Source organism: Pseudonocardia cypriaca (assembly GCF_006717045.1).
GTDB classification, from domain to species: domain Bacteria; phylum Actinomycetota; class Actinomycetes; order Mycobacteriales; family Pseudonocardiaceae; genus Pseudonocardia; species Pseudonocardia cypriaca.
On sequence record NZ_VFPH01000003.1, the window covers coordinates 1,047,194 to 1,062,107 of the forward strand.

At 73.1% G+C, this 14,914-nt stretch carries 16 protein-coding genes; 10 read left to right on the forward strand and 6 right to left on the reverse strand.

The window, feature by feature from the left end:
* Positions 1-20 precede the first annotated feature (20 nt).
* Both FB388_RS36500 and FB388_RS36505 read left to right on the forward strand, forming a co-directional pair.
* Positions 21-320, forward strand: coding sequence for a DUF3024 domain-containing protein (locus tag FB388_RS36500; RefSeq protein WP_142107220.1), 300 nt, complete (start codon positions 21-23; stop codon positions 318-320).
* A 54-nt stretch (positions 321-374) separates the two neighbouring features.
* On the forward strand, positions 375-1,130 hold the full coding sequence (locus tag FB388_RS36505; RefSeq protein ID WP_211362442.1) for a phosphotransferase enzyme family protein: 756 nt from the start codon (positions 375-377) through the stop codon (positions 1,128-1,130).
* A gap of 141 nt (positions 1,131-1,271) precedes the next feature.
* Here FB388_RS36505 and FB388_RS36510 read toward each other — a convergent pair whose 3' ends face one another.
* From FB388_RS36510 to FB388_RS36520, 3 genes are all read right to left on the reverse strand, one after another.
* Positions 1,272-3,149 carry a hypothetical protein gene (locus FB388_RS36510; RefSeq protein ID WP_142107222.1) on the reverse strand — a complete coding sequence of 626 codons (1,878 nt, stop codon included), beginning with the start codon at positions 3,147-3,149 and terminating at the stop codon, positions 1,272-1,274.
* 265 nt (positions 3,150-3,414) lie between these two features.
* The gene (locus tag FB388_RS36515; protein ID WP_246122735.1) at positions 3,415-3,606 is read right to left on the reverse strand and encodes a DUF3311 domain-containing protein; all 192 of its coding nucleotides are present in this window, start codon (positions 3,604-3,606) and stop codon (positions 3,415-3,417) included.
* A gap of 88 nt (positions 3,607-3,694) precedes the next feature.
* Complete coding sequence (locus tag FB388_RS36520; protein ID WP_142107224.1) at positions 3,695-5,518, reverse strand: phosphoenolpyruvate carboxykinase (GTP); 1,824 nt, start codon at positions 5,516-5,518, stop codon at positions 3,695-3,697.
* A gap of 352 nt (positions 5,519-5,870) precedes the next feature.
* Here FB388_RS36520 and FB388_RS36525 point away from each other — a divergent pair, with 352 nt between their 5' ends.
* From FB388_RS36525 to FB388_RS36535, 3 genes are read left to right on the forward strand one after another with little or no spacing between them, the layout of a single operon-like run.
* Positions 5,871-6,287 carry a hypothetical protein gene (locus tag FB388_RS36525; RefSeq protein ID WP_142107225.1) on the forward strand — a complete coding sequence of 139 codons (417 nt, stop codon included), beginning with the start codon at positions 5,871-5,873 and terminating at the stop codon, positions 6,285-6,287.
* Positions 6,284-6,940, forward strand: coding sequence for a TetR/AcrR family transcriptional regulator (locus FB388_RS36530; protein ID WP_142107226.1), 657 nt, complete (start codon positions 6,284-6,286; stop codon positions 6,938-6,940). Before FB388_RS36525 ends, FB388_RS36530 begins: the two co-directional genes overlap by 4 nt.
* Before the next feature lie 3 nt (positions 6,941-6,943).
* Positions 6,944-8,407 carry an LLM class flavin-dependent oxidoreductase gene (locus FB388_RS36535; protein ID WP_142107227.1) on the forward strand — a complete coding sequence of 488 codons (1,464 nt, stop codon included), beginning with the start codon at positions 6,944-6,946 and terminating at the stop codon, positions 8,405-8,407.
* On the opposite strand, the gene FB388_RS36540 is transcribed toward FB388_RS36535, so the two are convergent.
* Positions 8,397-9,329 carry an NADP-dependent oxidoreductase gene (locus tag FB388_RS36540; RefSeq protein WP_142107228.1) on the reverse strand — a complete coding sequence of 311 codons (933 nt, stop codon included), beginning with the start codon at positions 9,327-9,329 and terminating at the stop codon, positions 8,397-8,399. The genes FB388_RS36535 and FB388_RS36540 overlap by 11 nt on opposite strands.
* 73 nt (positions 9,330-9,402) lie before the next feature.
* On the opposite strand from FB388_RS36540, the gene FB388_RS36545 reads away from it, so the two are divergent.
* The gene (locus FB388_RS36545) at positions 9,403-9,819 is read left to right on the forward strand and encodes a winged helix-turn-helix transcriptional regulator (RefSeq protein WP_142107229.1); all 417 of its coding nucleotides are present in this window, start codon (positions 9,403-9,405) and stop codon (positions 9,817-9,819) included.
* On the opposite strand, the gene FB388_RS36550 is transcribed toward FB388_RS36545, so the two are convergent.
* Positions 9,794-11,326: an MFS transporter gene (locus FB388_RS36550; protein ID WP_211362443.1), complete on the reverse strand. Its 1,533-nt coding sequence runs from the start codon at positions 11,324-11,326 to the stop codon at positions 9,794-9,796. The two genes, FB388_RS36545 and FB388_RS36550, sit on opposite strands and share 26 nt — an antisense overlap.
* A gap of 101 nt (positions 11,327-11,427) precedes the next feature.
* Here FB388_RS36550 and FB388_RS40995 point away from each other — a divergent pair, with 101 nt between their 5' ends.
* From FB388_RS40995 to FB388_RS36570, 4 genes are all read left to right on the forward strand, one after another.
* Positions 11,428-11,970 (forward strand): TetR/AcrR family transcriptional regulator, encoded by a 543-nt coding sequence (locus FB388_RS40995; protein WP_142107231.1) that lies wholly within the window; start codon positions 11,428-11,430, stop codon positions 11,968-11,970.
* Positions 11,971-12,036: 66 nt separating this feature from the next.
* Complete coding sequence (locus FB388_RS36560; RefSeq protein ID WP_142107232.1) at positions 12,037-12,570, forward strand: hypothetical protein; 534 nt, start codon at positions 12,037-12,039, stop codon at positions 12,568-12,570.
* Positions 12,571-12,666: 96 nt separating this feature from the next.
* Entirely contained in the window at positions 12,667-13,221 is a 555-nt protein-coding gene (locus FB388_RS36565; RefSeq protein WP_142107233.1) for a copper chaperone PCu(A)C, read from the forward strand.
* Positions 13,218-14,438, forward strand: coding sequence for a Dyp-type peroxidase (locus tag FB388_RS36570; protein WP_142107234.1), 1,221 nt, complete (start codon positions 13,218-13,220; stop codon positions 14,436-14,438). Before FB388_RS36565 ends, FB388_RS36570 begins: the two co-directional genes overlap by 4 nt.
* Positions 14,439-14,578: 140 nt before the next feature.
* On the opposite strand, the gene FB388_RS36575 is transcribed toward FB388_RS36570, so the two are convergent.
* The gene (locus tag FB388_RS36575) at positions 14,579-14,860 is read right to left on the reverse strand and encodes a hypothetical protein (RefSeq protein ID WP_246122736.1); all 282 of its coding nucleotides are present in this window, start codon (positions 14,858-14,860) and stop codon (positions 14,579-14,581) included.
* Positions 14,861-14,914 lie beyond the last annotated feature (54 nt).

The following is a 14,914-nucleotide window of genomic DNA, read 5'->3' on the forward strand; positions in this document are numbered from 1 at the left end:
CGAACGGGGACCATTCGAACATGGCCGTGCCCGAGGAGATCCGCATGCGGCTGTCGCACTGGTGTTCCGCGCGAGTCCCCGCAGGCGAGCGCGACCACCGCCAGGTCGCCTACACGATCCACGGCGATGCGATCACCATCCTCGAGCGCAGGCCACCCGCGTACCCGGAGCTCGGCCCCGCCTGGTCGGCCACGCCCGTGGCGCGCCTGCTCCGCCGGTCCGACGGGTGGCAGCTGGAACGCCCTGCCGGTCGCGGGGTGTGGCGACGGGACACCACCGGGACCGACCCGATCGCGCTGCTGGACAGCGTGAGCGCTTAGTACTCCAGCCGTAGATCGTTAATCTCGTCGCGCGCTTCATGACCCTCCGCGAAGATGTGGCCGGTGGGATGGGAGGCACTCGAGCAGTGGGGTAACGACGTCGTCCGCGTCGAGCCGCTCACTGGCGGAGTTGGCGTCAACGAGGTGTGGAGCGTGCGCGTCAACGGGCACGTTGCGGTCGGTCGTCTCGGCCAACGCAGCGACGCTGATCTGGCGTGGGAGACCGACCTGTTGCGACACCTCGACCGGGAAGGGATGACGGTGCCGGTGCCGATCCCGACCACGGACGGCCGGCACTTCGCCGACGGTCTGGTGGTGATGACCCATGTGGAGGGCGGACCGCCCGAGACCGAAGCCGACTGGCGTCGCGTCGCTGACACACTCGGCCAGCTGCATCGGTCAACGCACGGCTGGGCCCAACGCCCAGGCTGGCGATCGTCGACCGACCTTCTGCACGCCGAGACCGGGACGAGGGTCGACCTCGGCGCGATGCCGCCTGAGGGTGTCGTCAGATGCCGAGCAGCGTGGGCGCGACTCACCGGTCGCACGAGGTGCGTCGTCCACGGCGACCCCAACCCGGGCAACATCCGCATGACCGCAGATCGCGTCGCGATGATCGACTGGGACGAGTCGCACGTCGACGTCCCCGACCTCGACTTGGCGCTGCCGCACAACGCCGCCGGTCTCGATGACGACGCGTACGACATCGCCGCGCAAACGCGGGCCGCCTGGGAAGCCGCCGTCTGCTGGGACCCCAGCGGGACTGACCAGTTCGCAGCCAAGCGGCTCGCCGAAGTTCGAGCGGTCTGAGCAGCAGCGGATCGACTGAGTGCACCTAGCGCTGCTAGATATCGCACGAGATCGAAGGGGCTGCGCACCGTCACCCCGACCACCACCCGTCCGCAACCTCGGGCCGCCACGCCGGGAAGATCACGAACTACGGCTGGAGTATTAGGCGCCCGCCTGCCCCATCGGCGCCGCCGCGCGGGCGGAACCGCCGCTGAACGGCACGACCCGGCCACCGGTCGGGCGGCCCCTGATCACCAGGGCCGACGCGCGCTGCAACACGCTCAGCAGGGTGGGCCCGTCGCCCCGGGCGTCCCCCGGCCCGGTGGCGGCGACGATCCGGGGTGCCACGGCGCTGAGCAGCAGCCGCTCCACGCCGAGCCCGCCCGCCCCCAGCACGAGCACGACATCGGCGCTGTCGGGCGGGGGGAGCGTGGAGAGCAGCGGTTCGACCGGCACGAACGACACGAACCCGAGCGCCGCGGGGCTGGTGTCGGCGAGTGCCTCCCAGGCCGCCGCGAGGCGCGGGGCGCCCTCCTCGAGACGCTGCAGCAGGAGAACGCGCAGGTGGTCGTCACGCTGCTCCCGGCGCGCGGCGCCGAGCGCTTCGACGGCGGCCGCGTAGCCGGAGGAGTCGCGCGCACGCAACGCGGCGACGGCCAGCTCGTGCTCGGGTGCCGTGGCGGTGGCCGGGCTGAGCGCGGCGAGCGCGTCGGCCAGTGCGTCGAGGCGCCGGGCGGCGTCGACACCCGAGCCGTGCACGGAGAACTCGAGGATTCCGGCCGCGATCTCCTGCGCGGCGTCGACGTCGGGTACCGACAGCGGCGAGTCGGTGCCGAGGAACAGCACGTCGTGGCGGAGCGCGCTCACGGAGCGGGCCGCCGTGGCCACCTTCGCCAGCCCGTCGCCGATCTCGGCCAGCTCGTTCTCGTCGGCCGGCACGGGCACGCCGAGCTCGGTGCACGCGGCGTCGACGCGCGCCTGGCGATCGACGAGCTCGAGGTACTCGAGCACCCGGTCGACGTCCTCCTCGGTCTCGGGCACCTGCGTGCCGACCCGCACGACGTCGAGCACCGGCTGCACGTCACGCTGCACAGCCGTCTTGAAGTACGAGCGCGAGCGGCCTCCCGATGCGAGGAACTCGCGGTAGCGGAGCAGCACCTCGACGGCGCCCGGAGGAGGAGCCTCCGCGAACAGCACCGGCGGTGCGGAGCGGGTGCGGTCGAGCACCGCAACGACCTCCGCCGTGTCCTCCAGCATCTGGTCGAACTCCGCCCGGTGCCGCCCGTAGATCAGCTCGGACAGGAGCTCCCACGCCCAACCGTGCTCCTCGCGCGACGGCATGGCCGCCAGCGACCGGTCGACGCACTGGGCCACGGACGTGACGGCGGCGCGGCGCTCCTCGTCGAGGTCGGCGAGGAGGGTGGGCAGCATCCATTCACCGTCGCCCGCGGCTTCCGAGCCGGCGGCGAGCGCACACAGCTGCGCCACCTCGCCGGTGTCCGGGAGCTCCCCTTCGGGCGGGAGGAGCTGTTCGCCGCGCGCTCGACGCTCCGGCGTCGACGTCGCGAGCAGGCGCCTCAGCTCACGCAGCTCGGCGGGCGGGAGCGCGGGCAGGTGGGGGAGGGCGCGGTCGGCGGCCTCGGCCGGCAGGGCGGCCCGGACCGCGGCGAGCTCGGCGGGCGCGGCGCCCGTGACGACCACCCGGCGCCCGTCGGCGAGCAGCGCCGCGACGGCGCGGGCGGTGGCGGGCACGTCGAAGTCCTCGAGGACGACCAGCGTGTTGTCCCGGACGGCCGAGACCAGCGACGCCGTGTCCTCGACCGATCTGCGCGGCGGAGGGGGCAGCTCCGCGACCGAGGCGGCGAGGGCCTCGGCGAGCCTGCGGACACCGGGTGGCGGGTGGCCCGCCGCGATGCCCTGGTGGATCTGCGTCTGCGCGTCGGTGGTGGACTGGTCCGCTCCCGCCGCCGCGAGACGGTCTACGAAGACGGCGAGGTCGTCGTCCTCGCTGTTCTGGTTCCCCGTTCCGACTTCGAGCACGTGGTCACCTCCGCTGCCACCGCCCCGGGCGATGGTCACCCTCGTATCGCGGGCGCGACCCGAATGTTGCACTCGTGGCCCACGGACGACAGCGTTCGGCGGTTGCGGAGCGCCGGAACGGCGGTGCGCGGCGGCGTCCGGCCACCCGATCAGGGCGCGGCGAGTGGATCAGCGGTCGATGCGGCCGAAAAAACGATTAAGTCGCGCCGACGATGCGGCGCCATCCGGCGAACGGTCGTTACGCCGCGATGAACGGTCGGTTGCATCACGGTGGCCCGCCCGGCGAACGCCGGGTGCCGAGGTGAACCGCGGCCAGACACGCGATGGTGACGGGGATCCAGGCGAACTGCACCCAGTAGAAGAACGGCACTCCGGCGAGGCGCGGCTCGACCGAGTTGAACCACGGCGTCACGAGCGCGAGGAACGGCACCAGCAGGAGCAGGTGCAATCGACTCACGGGGCACATCGTAGGAGCGGCAGCGCACCTACGGCCCGTCCGTCCGACGGGTTTCCGGACGAACGGGCCGATCGCGGAAGCGGTGCGGCTACGCGCCGAGACGGAGCTTCAGCGCCTCCAGCTCGTCGCGCATCGACGTCGGCAGGCGCGCGCCGACCTTCTCGAACCACTCCTCGATGAGCGGGAGCTCCGCCTTCCACTCCTCGGGGTCGACCTCGAGGGCCGCCTCGACGTCGGCGACGGGCACGTCGAGGCCGTCGAGGTCGAGCGCGTCGGCGGTGGGGACGTAGCCGACGGCCGTCTCGGTGGCGGCCGCCGTGCCCTCGATCCGCTCGACGGCCCACTTCAGCACGCGCGAGTTCTCGCCGAAGCCGGGCCACAGGAAGCGGCCGTCCTCGCCGCGGCGGAACCAGTTGACGTAGAAGATCCGCGGCAGCTTGCCCGCGTCGGCCCCCTTGCCGACGTTCAGCCAGTGCTGGAAGTAGTCGCCGACGTTGTAGCCGAGGAAGGGCAGCATCGCCATCGGGTCGCGCCGCACCTGGCCCTTGCCGCCCTTGGCCGCGGCCGTCATCTCGCTCGACATGGTGGCGCCCATGAACGTGCCGTGCTGCCAGTCACGCGACTCGGTGATCAGCGGCACGGTGGTCTTGCGGCGGCCGCCGAACAGGATCGCCGAGATCGGAACACCCTTCGGGTCGTTCCACTCCGGCGCCACGACCGGGCACTGCGAGATCGGCGTCGTGTAGCGGGAGTTGGGGTGGGCGGCCTGCTTGCCGGAGTCCGGCGTCCACTCCTCGCCCAGCCACGACCTCAGGTGCTGCGGGTCGCCCTCGAGCCCCTCCCACCAAACATCTCCGTCGTCGGTGAGAGCGACGTTCGTGAAGAGCGAGTTGCCCTTTTCGATCGTGCGCATCGCATTCGGATTCGTCTTCCAGTTCGTGCCCGGTGCGACACCGAAGAAGCCGAACTCGGGGTTCACCGCATAGAGCCGGCCGTCCTCACCGAATCGCATCCACGCGATGTCGTCACCGATGGTCTCGGCGCGCCAGCCGGGCACGGTCGGCTGCAACATCGCGAGGTTCGTCTTGCCGCACGCCGACGGGAACGCCGCGGCCACGTAGTACGCCTTCTCCTCCGGCGAGATCAGTTTGAGGATCAGCATGTGCTCGGCGAGCCAGCCCTCGTCATGAGCGATCGCGGAAGCGATCCGGAGCGCGTAGCACTTCTTGCCGAGCAACGCGTTGCCGCCGTAGCCGGAGCCGTAGCTCCAGATCTCACGGGTCTCCGGGAAGTGGCTGATGTACTTCGTGTCGTTGCACGGCCACGGCACGTCCTCCTGGCCGGGATCGAGCGGGGCGCCCACGGAGTGCAGGCCCTTCACGAACGAGTCGCCCCGGTCGGCGAAGAGCGGGAGCACCGACGCACCCATCCGCGTCATGATCCGCATCGAGACGACCACGTACTCGGAGTCGGTGATCTCGACCCCCAGCATGGGGATCTCCGCGTCGGTCGGGCCCATGCAGAACGGGATGACGTACATGGTGCGGCCCCGCATGCACCCGCGGTAGAGCTCCGTCATGGTGCTCTTCATCTCGCCCGGGTCCATCCAGTTGTTGGTGGGCCCCGCGCCGTCCCGCTCCTCGCTGCAGATGTAGGTGCGCTCCTCGACACGTGCGACGTCGTCGGGGTCGGAGGCAGCCCAGAACGAATTCGGTTTCTTCGACTCGTCGAGCTTCACGAAGGTGCCCGCATCGACGAGCTGCGTCGTCATGCGGTCCCACTCCTCGTCGGACCCGTCGCACCAGACGACCCGGTCGGGCGTGGTCAGGTCCGCGACCTCCCGCACCCAGGACAGCAGCTCGGCGTTCGCGGTGGGCGCTCCGTCGATCCCCGGCACGGTCATCGCAGTCATATCGTCCTCGCTCCTCGCCGGCTTCCCCGGTCCTGAAAATGCTTGCGCACACCCGACCCTGATTCGGGTGGGTGTGCTCTAGAAGGATGGGTGTCGACGGTACCTGCGAACACCTATTCCCTGCACGATGAGCGGCTGTCGGCTCACTCACAGGACCGATCAGGTAATCGATTCAGAACAATCGAAAGCGCTTTCCTACGCTTTCGGCCTCCCTCCATCGGGACGACGGGTAGTTCACACGGATGTGGGTACCCCCACTGTGAGCGCCCACACGGGTGAGCACTCCGCAGCCGTGGACCGCGCCGCCTCGGACGCGTAGTGTGTTGAACACGTTCAACGGTCGGGAGGCCCGATGGAAGCCCAGATGACCCAGTACGTCGCACTACTAGCAGTGTCGGTCGGGCTGACCTTCCTGGTGGGCCGCCTACTCGTCAGGGCGGGCCAGCCGTTCCTACTCGAGGTGTTCCACGACGAGAAGGTCACCCGCTCGGTGAACCTGCTGCTGTCGGTGCTGTTCCACCTGGTCACGCTCGGCGTTCTGGCGATCATCTCGGTCTCGGACGTCGCAGGCGACAACATGCTCCAGACCTTCGTCGTCAAGCTCGGCGTGGTGCTGTTGACGCTCGGCCTCGCCTACGGGATCTCGATGCTCGTGCTCATCCGGGTCCGCGAGCGCAGGCGCGCGGCCGAGATCTCCGAGCACGTCCAGGAGCGCCTCGCGGACCGCGGGATCAACACCCAGCCGACGGGCGAGCAGGGCCATCTGTGACGACGGCTCGCGGGAGCACCCGCGAGGCGATCGTCACGGCTGCGCTCGACCTGTTCCGCGAGCGCGGCTTCGAGGGCACCACGATGCGTGCCGTCGCCGAGCGGGCCGGCGTGTCGGTCGGCAACGCCTACTACTACTTCTCCTCGAAGGACGAGCTGGTCCAGGGCTTCTACGACCAGCTCGTCGCCGAGCACCGCGCGCTCGCGCTCCCCGGGCTGGCCGAGCGCACGGACCTCGCCGACCGGCTCGGCGCCACGCTCCACGCCTGGGTCACCGTGGCCGAGCCGTACCGGGAGTTCGCCGGCCGCTTCTTCGCGGTGGCCGCCCAGCCCGACAACCCGCTGTCGCCGTTCAGCCCGGAGACCGGCCCCGCACGAGCGGCCGCTGTGGACCTCTACCGGGAGGTGCTCGCGGGCGCCCGGGTCGAGCCCGACCCCGAGCTGGCGCGCGAGCTGCCCGAGCTGCTGTGGCTGCAGCACCTGGGAGTCGTGCTGTTCTGGGTGCACGACCGCTCCGACGGCGCCGCCCGCACCCGCATGCTCGTGGACCGCACCGCACCGATCGTCGCGCGGCTCGTCCGGCTCTCCCGGCTACCGGTGCTGCGCCCGCTCGGCCGCCAGGTCGTCGACCTGGTGCGGCTGTTGCGGGGTTGACGGGTGCGGTTGCCGTCGCCCTGCCTCGTCGTGCTGGCGGGCCCGGTCGCGTCCGGCAAGTCGACGTGGGCCGCGCAGAACTTCCCACCCGACGCGGTCGTCTCGAGCGACCGGCTGCGCGCCCTGGTCGGGGCGGGTGAGGACGACATCGCGGCGAGCGCCGACGCGCTCGCCCTGCTCGACGAGATCGTCGCCCGGCGGGTAGCACGCCGGCTGACCACCGTCGTCGACACCACCGGGCTCGACGCCGGACGCCGAGCAAGCTGGCTGCGCCTGGCGCGTGAGCACGACCTGGCGTGCGTCGCCGTCGCGTTCGACACCCCGGCGGGGGTGTGCCGCGCCCGCAACCGCGCGCGGGACCGCCCAGTGCCGGCCGCGGTGCTGACCGCGCAGCTGAAGGCGTGGCCGGGCGTGCACGAGGCCCTCGCGGGCGAGGGGTTCGACGAGGTGCTCGCGCCGGAGCCGGTGCGCGTCGTTCCCCGGACGTTCGTGGGGTCGGCCGCTGCGGCCGACCGCCAGCGGGAGGTCCCCGTCGGGCTCCGGTTCGCGCTGCACGTCGGGGAGTTCCGCGGCGGCGCAGCAGGGATGCGGCACCGGCTGCGCGAGATCGCGGTGGCGGCGGAGGCCGCCGGGTTCGACGCGATCTACGTCATGGACCACTTCCGGCAGATCCCGCAGCTCGGTCGCGCGTGGGAGGACTTCCCCGAGAGCTTCACCACCCTCGCCTGGCTCGCCGCCTGCACCGAGCGGGTCCGGCTCGGCACCCTCGTCACGGCCGTGACGCACCGCAACGTCGGGCACCTCGCCAAGATCGTGGCCACGCTCGACGTGCTCACCGGCGGCCGCGCGATCTGCGGCATCGGGCTCGGCTGGTTCGAGGCAGAGCACCGGGCGTACGGGTTCGGCTTCCCGCCGCTCGCGCAGCGCTACGCCCTGCTCGAGGACGCGCTCGCGGCGCTGCCGGTGCTGTGGGGACCGGGCGGGAAGCCGTTCCGCGGGCAGGTGCTCGACCTGCCCGACACGTCCGGCTACCCGCGGCCGCTGCAGGAGCACGTGCCGATCGTGCTCGGCGGCGGGGGCGAGCGGCGCACGCTGCCGCTCGCCGCCCGCTACGCCGACGTCGCCAACGTGCTGGGCGAGCTGCCGGCCGTCGCGCGCAAGGCCGAGGTGCTCCGCGAGCACTGCGCCCGCACCGGACGTGCCGTCGAGCTGTCGCACCTCACCACCGCTCTGGTGGGCGGGGATCCCGCCGAGGTGGACCGACTCGTCGAGGCGCACCGGCCACGGACCGTCGACGCGGGCCGGTACGCCGAGCAGGTGCACGCAGGCACCGTGACCGACCAGGTCGGCCGGTTCCGCGAGCTCGCGGAGATCGGCGTGGCCGAGGTGGCGGTCCGGCTGCCCGACCTGCGCGACGCGGCCCCCGTGGCGCGGATGGCCGAGGTCATCGCGGCCTTCAGGGGGTGAGCACGAGGCGCCCGCGCAACCCGCCGCCCGCCACCTTCCGATAAGCGGCCGCGGCGTCGTCGAGCGCGTGCACGCCGGCCACCCTCGTCCCGATGATCCCGGCCCCGGCCAGCCCGACGAGCCGCCGCAACCGGTCGCCGTCCGCGCTGACGAGCACGGTGTGCACCCGGATCCCGCGCAGGTGCGGGGGCGCCGGGGTGGCCACGAGGTGGGCGAACGCTCCCCGGTTGCGCACGGCCTCCTGGGCGGCGACCCCGACGATCGCGGCGTCGAGAGCCCCGTCCACCCCGCCGGGCACCAGCTCGCGCACGGCGGTGGGCAGGTCGGCGCCCCTGGGCACGAAGTGCCGCGCCCCCAGGCCGCGCACGAGCGCCTCGTCGGCAGCGGCGGCGGTCGCCACGACGTCCAGCCCGCGGTGCCGGGCGAGCTGCACGGCGTACCCGCCGACCGCACCGGCAGCTCCGGTGACGAGCAGTGCGGCCCCGGCCGGGAGTGCCAGCGCGTCGAGGGCCTGGTCGGCGGTGAGCGCGTTCAACGGGATCGTCGACGCCTCAACCGGGTCGAGGCCACGCGGGGCGGGGGTGACCGCCGCCGCGTCGAGCACGACCTGCTCGGCGTGCGTCTTCAGCGGCCTGCCGAGCAGGTCGGACAGACCGACGACCGAGGTGCCCACGGCCAGGTCCACACCGAGGCCGACCGCGTCGACCGTTCCGGCCACGTCCCAGCCGAGCCCGAACTGGTCCCGCGGCGGCGTGAGCCCGATCCGCACGAGCGCGCCGTTCGCCGTTCCCACGTCGACCGGGTTCACCGCGGCCGCGGCCACCTCGATCCGGACCTGCCCCGGCCCCGGCCGGGGAACCGGCGTCTCGATCAGCTCGATCGCATCCGGCCCGTCGAGACGTCGGGCCACCAGTGCACGCACGATCCCAAGATCGGGGAGTTACTCTTCAACGGGAAGAAGGCACCTGGAAGTGCGTACGGCACGCGGAGGAGAGATGGCCACCCGCACCGCCGCCCAGCGCCGCGCCGAGGCCGCGCTGCGCTACGACGCCTACATCGCGTCCTGTCCCACCCGCCAGCTGCTGGAGCGCATCAGCGACAAGTGGGTCACGCTCGTGCTGTCGGCGCTGGCCGGGGGGCCGCAGCGGTACTCGGACCTGAGCAGACGCATCGCAGGCGTCAGCCAGAAGATGCTCACGCAGACGCTGCGCTCGCTCGAGCGGGACGGGCTCGTCAGCCGCGCGGTCACCCCGTCGGTGCCGGTGCGGGTCGACTACGCGCTCACCCCGCTCGGCGCCACGCTCATGCCGTTGCTCGCCCACATCAAGGAGTGGGCCGAGCAGCACATGGACGAGGTGGCCGCGGCGCGCGCCGGTTACGAAGGGCCTAGCGCCTCCGCGCCAGCCCGGTGAACACCGTCAGAGCGACGAGAACGCAGACGGTTGCGCCGGTCAACGCCGTCACCCCGACCGCGTCGGTGAACGCAGCCCGGGCGGAGGACAGCAGCTCGGCCGCCGGCGTGCCCGTCAGCCGCTGCACCACGCCGACCGCCCCACCGAGCGTCTCGTGCGCCGCGGCGGCATAGGTCGGTCCGACGCTGCTCGGCACCTCGACGCCCGCCCGGTACACCGCCGACAGCACGCTGCCGAGCACGGCCGTGCCGAGCACGGCGCCGATCTCGTACGCGGTCTCGGACACGGCCGACGCCGCGCCCGCCCGGTCCGGGGGAGCCGCGGAGAGGATGGCGTCGTTGGTGATCGTCTCCGACAGGCCGATCCCGGCCCCGACCAGCACGCTCGCCGCCAGCAGCACGGCCATCGACGGGCCGGTCCCCAGGAGCGTGCACAGCAGGTAGCCGGACGCCGCCAGCAACAGCCCGGTGGGCACCAGCGCCCGCAGCGGGAACCGCCTGCCGAGCTGGGATGCCGCCAGGCCGGCCAGCATCGTCACGACGAACCCGGGCAGCAGCACGAGCCCGGCGCTCATCGGCGTCAGGCCCTGCACGAGCACGAGGTACTGCGCTGAGAAGAACAGCAGGCCGGTGAGGGCGAACATCGTCGTCGCGTTGGCGAGCGCCGATAGCCGCAGCACCGGCGACGCGAACAGGGTGACGTCGAGCAGCGGCTCCTCACCCGCGGCCCGCCGGGCCTCGGCGCGGCGCACGAATAGCACGCCGGAGCCGGCCGCGACGAGCAGCGCGAGCGCGGCCACCGGCGTGAAGCCGTCGTGGGCGACGAGCTTCACCGCGAGCACCGCGGGCGCCATCGCGAGCAGGGAGAGCAGCACGCCGAGCGGGTCGAGCCGGCCGGGATTCGGCATGCGCGACTCCGGGAGCAGCACCGGCGCGAGCACGAGCAGTACCAGCATCACCGGCACGTTCACCAGGAACACAGAGCCCCACCAGAAGTGCTCCAGCAGCAGCCCGCCCACGATCGGGCCGAGCGCGGAACCGGCCGCGAACCCGGTCGCCCAGATCGCGACCGCGAGCCGGCGCTGGGCGCGGTCGAGGAAGAGCGTGCGCAGCAGGGCGAGCGTGGCGGGCATCAGCATGGCGCCGAAGAACCCGAGCAGGGCCCTGGCCGCCACCAGGTGCGTCGCGTCCGTCGCGAACGCCGCGACGAGCGAGACCGCGCCGAACCCCGCCACGCCGACCATCAGCGTGCGACGCCTGCCGACCCGGTCGCCGAGCGTGCCCATCGTCACCAGCAGGCCGGCCAGCACGAGCGGGTAGACGTCCACGACCCACAGCAGCTGCGTCGCGGACGGCGCGAGCGCGGCGCTGATCGCCGGCAGGGCGAAGCCGAGCACGGTGTTGTCGATCGTGACCAGCAGCGTCGGCAGGAGCAGCACGGCAAGTGCGGCCCACTCGCGGCGGCCGGCGCGCGCGGGCGGGGCTGGGCGATGGGCGGTGACGGTCAACGGACCCCTTCCTGAATCGATGTCTGTACCGTCTAGACGGTACAGATCGCCTGGTGATTCCCCCACGTGGTGAATGCCACCGGCGCGCCTAGACTCGCCGCGTGCCGAGCGCCCGCGACCGCGTGCTGGACGCCTACGAGACCCTGCTGATCGAGCACGGCGGCGCGGCCGTCACGCTCGACGCCGTCGCAGCGGCCGCGGGTGTGTCCAAGGGCGGGCTGCTCTACCACTTCGCCTCGAAGGAGGCCCTGGCCGCCGGTCTGCTCGACCGGCTACGGGACCGCAGCGCCGCCGACGCCGAGGCGATCCGCAACGCGCCCGACGGCGCCGTCGCCTACTACGTCCGCACCTCCGCCCCCGGCGGCGCGGCGCCCGGCGGCCTCACCCGCACCTACCTCGCGGTTCTCCGCCTGGCCGACAGCACGACGGCCGGGCAGGCCGTGCGGGACGCGCTCGCGCGGGTCGACGCCGACGGGTTCGCCGCCCTGCTCGACGAGCTGCACGACCCGGTGCTCGCCTGGCTCGCCCAGCTCGTCGGCGACGGGCTCTACCTGCGCACGTTGACGGGCACCCCGCTGCCCCCGGACCTGAGCGTCGACGACCTCCTGGCCCGGATGCGCCAGTACGCACCGCCCCCGGCGTAGCTCGGTGGCCACGGATCTCCTCGTTCGGGTGAAGGGCCGGACACAGGCGACGTAGACTCCCCGCCCGTGTCCACGTCGAGCGGTGCCCGTCGGGCCCGCTCCGTGGCGTTCGCCGTCTCGGCCGTCGGCCTCACCGCAGGCGCGCACGTGACGGCAGGCGGGGAGCCGCCGGACGTCCCGCAGCTCCTGCTGCTCGTCGCGCTCGCAGAGGGGGTGTCGGCGCGGTTCGCCGGCCGGCCCCGAAGCCCCGCCGCCACGGCCGCCGCGCTGCTCACGACCCAGGTGGTGCTGCACTTCGCGTTCGCGTTCGCCACACCGGGACACGGGGCGCATCTCGGTCCCACTCCCTCGCTCGCGATGCTCGTCGCGCACGGGCTCGCGGCCGCCGTCCTCGGTGCTCTCCTCAGCCACGGCGAGCGGCTGATCGCCCACGTCGTACGGGCTCTCCTACCGGTCGCGGTGCTGCACCCGTTCCGGGTCGTGCCGGTGACCCGGCTCCTCGTCGTCGCGCCGCGCGACGTGCCGGTCCGGCTCGGTGCGTCCCTGCACGACATCTCCGGCCGCGGGCCGCCGAGCACCTCCCTCGCGGCGCGCACCTGACCGGACACCACCGCCGGTGAGGCGCGTCGCGGCGCGCTTCACCGGCCCGGCGTCCCTGCCCGGGTCGGGTCCACGTACCGATCCGAGGGGTCACACATGTCTGCTTCCGCGCGTCCCTACCGCGGGCTGCTCCTGTTCACCGCTGCATCCGCGGCCGCGCTCGCCCTGGCCGGCTGCGCGGGCGGCCGAAGCGCCGCGGCACCAGCCGCACCGGCTGCCCCAGCGGCGTCCGCCGTGGCCGCGGCGCCCGCCGTCACCATCACCGATCCGTGGGTCAAGACCGCCGAGTCGGGGATGACGGCGGTGTTCGGCTCGTTCAGCACTTCCGCGTCCGCCCCGGTCACCGTCGTCTCCGCGAAGACGTCCGCGTCCCCGCGCACCGAGCTGCACGAGGTTGCCGCCGGCGCGGACGGGGCGATGGTGATGCGGCCGAAGGCCGACGGGTTCGTCATCGAGCCCGGCACGCCGTTCGTGCTCGCACCGGGCGGCAACCACATCATGATCATGGATTTGGCGTCCCCGATCCGGCCTGGTGACCAGGTCGAGGTCACGCTCTCCCTGTCCGACGGCTCCACGACCACGTTCAGGGCCCTGGGCAAGGAGACCAGCGGCGGCGAGGAGAAGTACGACTCAGAGGGGCACGGCGGATGAGCGCGGGCGGTCCCTCGCTCCGCCGTCGGGCCGTGCTGCTGGGTGCTGCGGCCGCCGCCGTCGGCGGAGGCACCGTGACGGCGCTGGCCGCCCGGGATGCCGAGCCGGAAGCCGGCCCGAGCGCGGCGGCGCCGATGGGTGCCGAGGGCATTGGGTTCCACGGCGTCCACCAGCCGGGCATCGACACGCTTCCGGCGCAGGCGCACGCGGTGTTCCTCGGTCTCGACCTGCGCCCGGGCACCGGACCGGCGGATGTGCGCCGGCTGATGCGGTTGCTCAGCGACGACGCAGCACGGCTGATGAGCGGGCGCCCTCCGCTCGCGGCCGAGGACCCGGAGCTCCCGGCGCTGCCGTCGCGGCTCACGGTGACCTTCGGGTTCGGGCCGGGGCTGTTCGACGCCGTCGGTCGTGGCGGGGACTGCCCCGCGGTGGTCCGGGAGCTGCCCACCTTCCCGACCGATCGGCTCGAACCGCGATGGTCCGGCGGGGACCTGCTCCTGCAGGTCTGCTCGGACGATCCGGTGCCGCTGTCGTACGCGGTGCGCCGCTTGGTCCGCGACGCCCGCAGCGTCACCTCCGTGCGCTGGATGCAGCGCGGGTTCAACCCCGCCCGCGGGTCCGAGCCGGCCGGGACGACGCCGCGCAACCTCTTCGGGCAGCGCGACGGCACCGCCAACCCGGCCGCCGGCTCCCCGGAGCTGGCCGAGGCGGTGTGGGTTCGCGACGGGCCGTCGTGGCTCGTCGGCGGCAGCATGCTCGTTCTGCGCCGGATCCGGATGGACCTCGACACGTGGGACGACTTCGGCCGCGTGGGGAAGGAGATGGCCGTCGCCCGCCGCCTCGACACCGGCGCCCCGGTGACCGGTGGCGGCGAGTTCGACGAGGTCGACCCGCTCGCGGTCGACGGGCGCGGCATGCCCGTCGTGGCGGCGAGCGCCCACGTCGCACGGGCCAAGGCGCGGACCCCGGCCGAGCGGATGCTGCGGCGCGGGTACAGCTACGACGACGGGCCGACCGCGGACGGGAAGCCGGATGCCGGGCAGCTGTTCGCCGCCTACCAGGCGGACGCGGCCACCGCATTCGTGCCGGTGCAGGCCCGCCTCGCGGAGTCCGACGTGATGAACCTGTGGGTCACCCACGTCGGGTCGGCGGCCTTCGTCATCCCGGCCGGGTGCGTCGAAGGCGAGTTCGTCGGGCAGGGACTACTCGGAGCCTGATACGGCGCCGCGGAGCCGTCCGGGGCGTGCCGTCGGGGCTGTGGCCCCCTCGGCACGCTCCGGCGCCGCCGCGCGGTGTTCGTCGCCGGCGAGCCCACACCTGCCGGGACTCGCTCGGGCCTGACCCGCCTCGTGCGGGCTCAGCGGCCCGAGACCATCGCCTCGCGGGCGATCACCGGGAGCGGGATGGGCAGCCGGTGGACCGTGACGTTCCAGTACCGGCCCTCCGGGTCGCCGGCCCGCCATGCGTTGGCCAGGCGGGTGGTGGCATCCGCATCCGCGCGGCGACGGGGCCGCGGGCGCATGCCGCACCGCCTGCGCACCTCACGGTCGAGCGCCCGCCATGCGTCATCTGCCGTGCTGTGCACGCTGACGGTGGCGGGCTCGTCCGCGTCCCCGACGAGCAGGGTGTATGCGCTCACAACCTCGAACGACACTCCTCGCCCCTTCCCGGTCCAGCGACCTGGCGACGACGT

Coding starts and splice junctions, on each gene's coding strand:
- FB388_RS36500 (WP_142107220.1), top strand. CDS start 21: ATGGCCGTGCCCGAGGAGATCCGCATGCGGCTGTCGCACTGGTGTTCC.
- FB388_RS36505 (WP_211362442.1), top strand. CDS start 375: ATGTGGCCGGTGGGATGGGAGGCACTCGAGCAGTGGGGTAACGACGTC.
- FB388_RS36520 (WP_142107224.1), bottom strand. CDS start 5,518: ATGACTGCGATGACCGTGCCGGGGATCGACGGAGCGCCCACCGCGAAC.
- FB388_RS36525 (WP_142107225.1), top strand. CDS start 5,871: ATGGAAGCCCAGATGACCCAGTACGTCGCACTACTAGCAGTGTCGGTC.
- FB388_RS36545 (WP_142107229.1), top strand. CDS start 9,403: ATGGCCACCCGCACCGCCGCCCAGCGCCGCGCCGAGGCCGCGCTGCGC.
- FB388_RS36565 (WP_142107233.1), top strand. CDS start 12,667: ATGTCTGCTTCCGCGCGTCCCTACCGCGGGCTGCTCCTGTTCACCGCT.
- FB388_RS36570 (WP_142107234.1), top strand. CDS start 13,218: ATGAGCGCGGGCGGTCCCTCGCTCCGCCGTCGGGCCGTGCTGCTGGGT.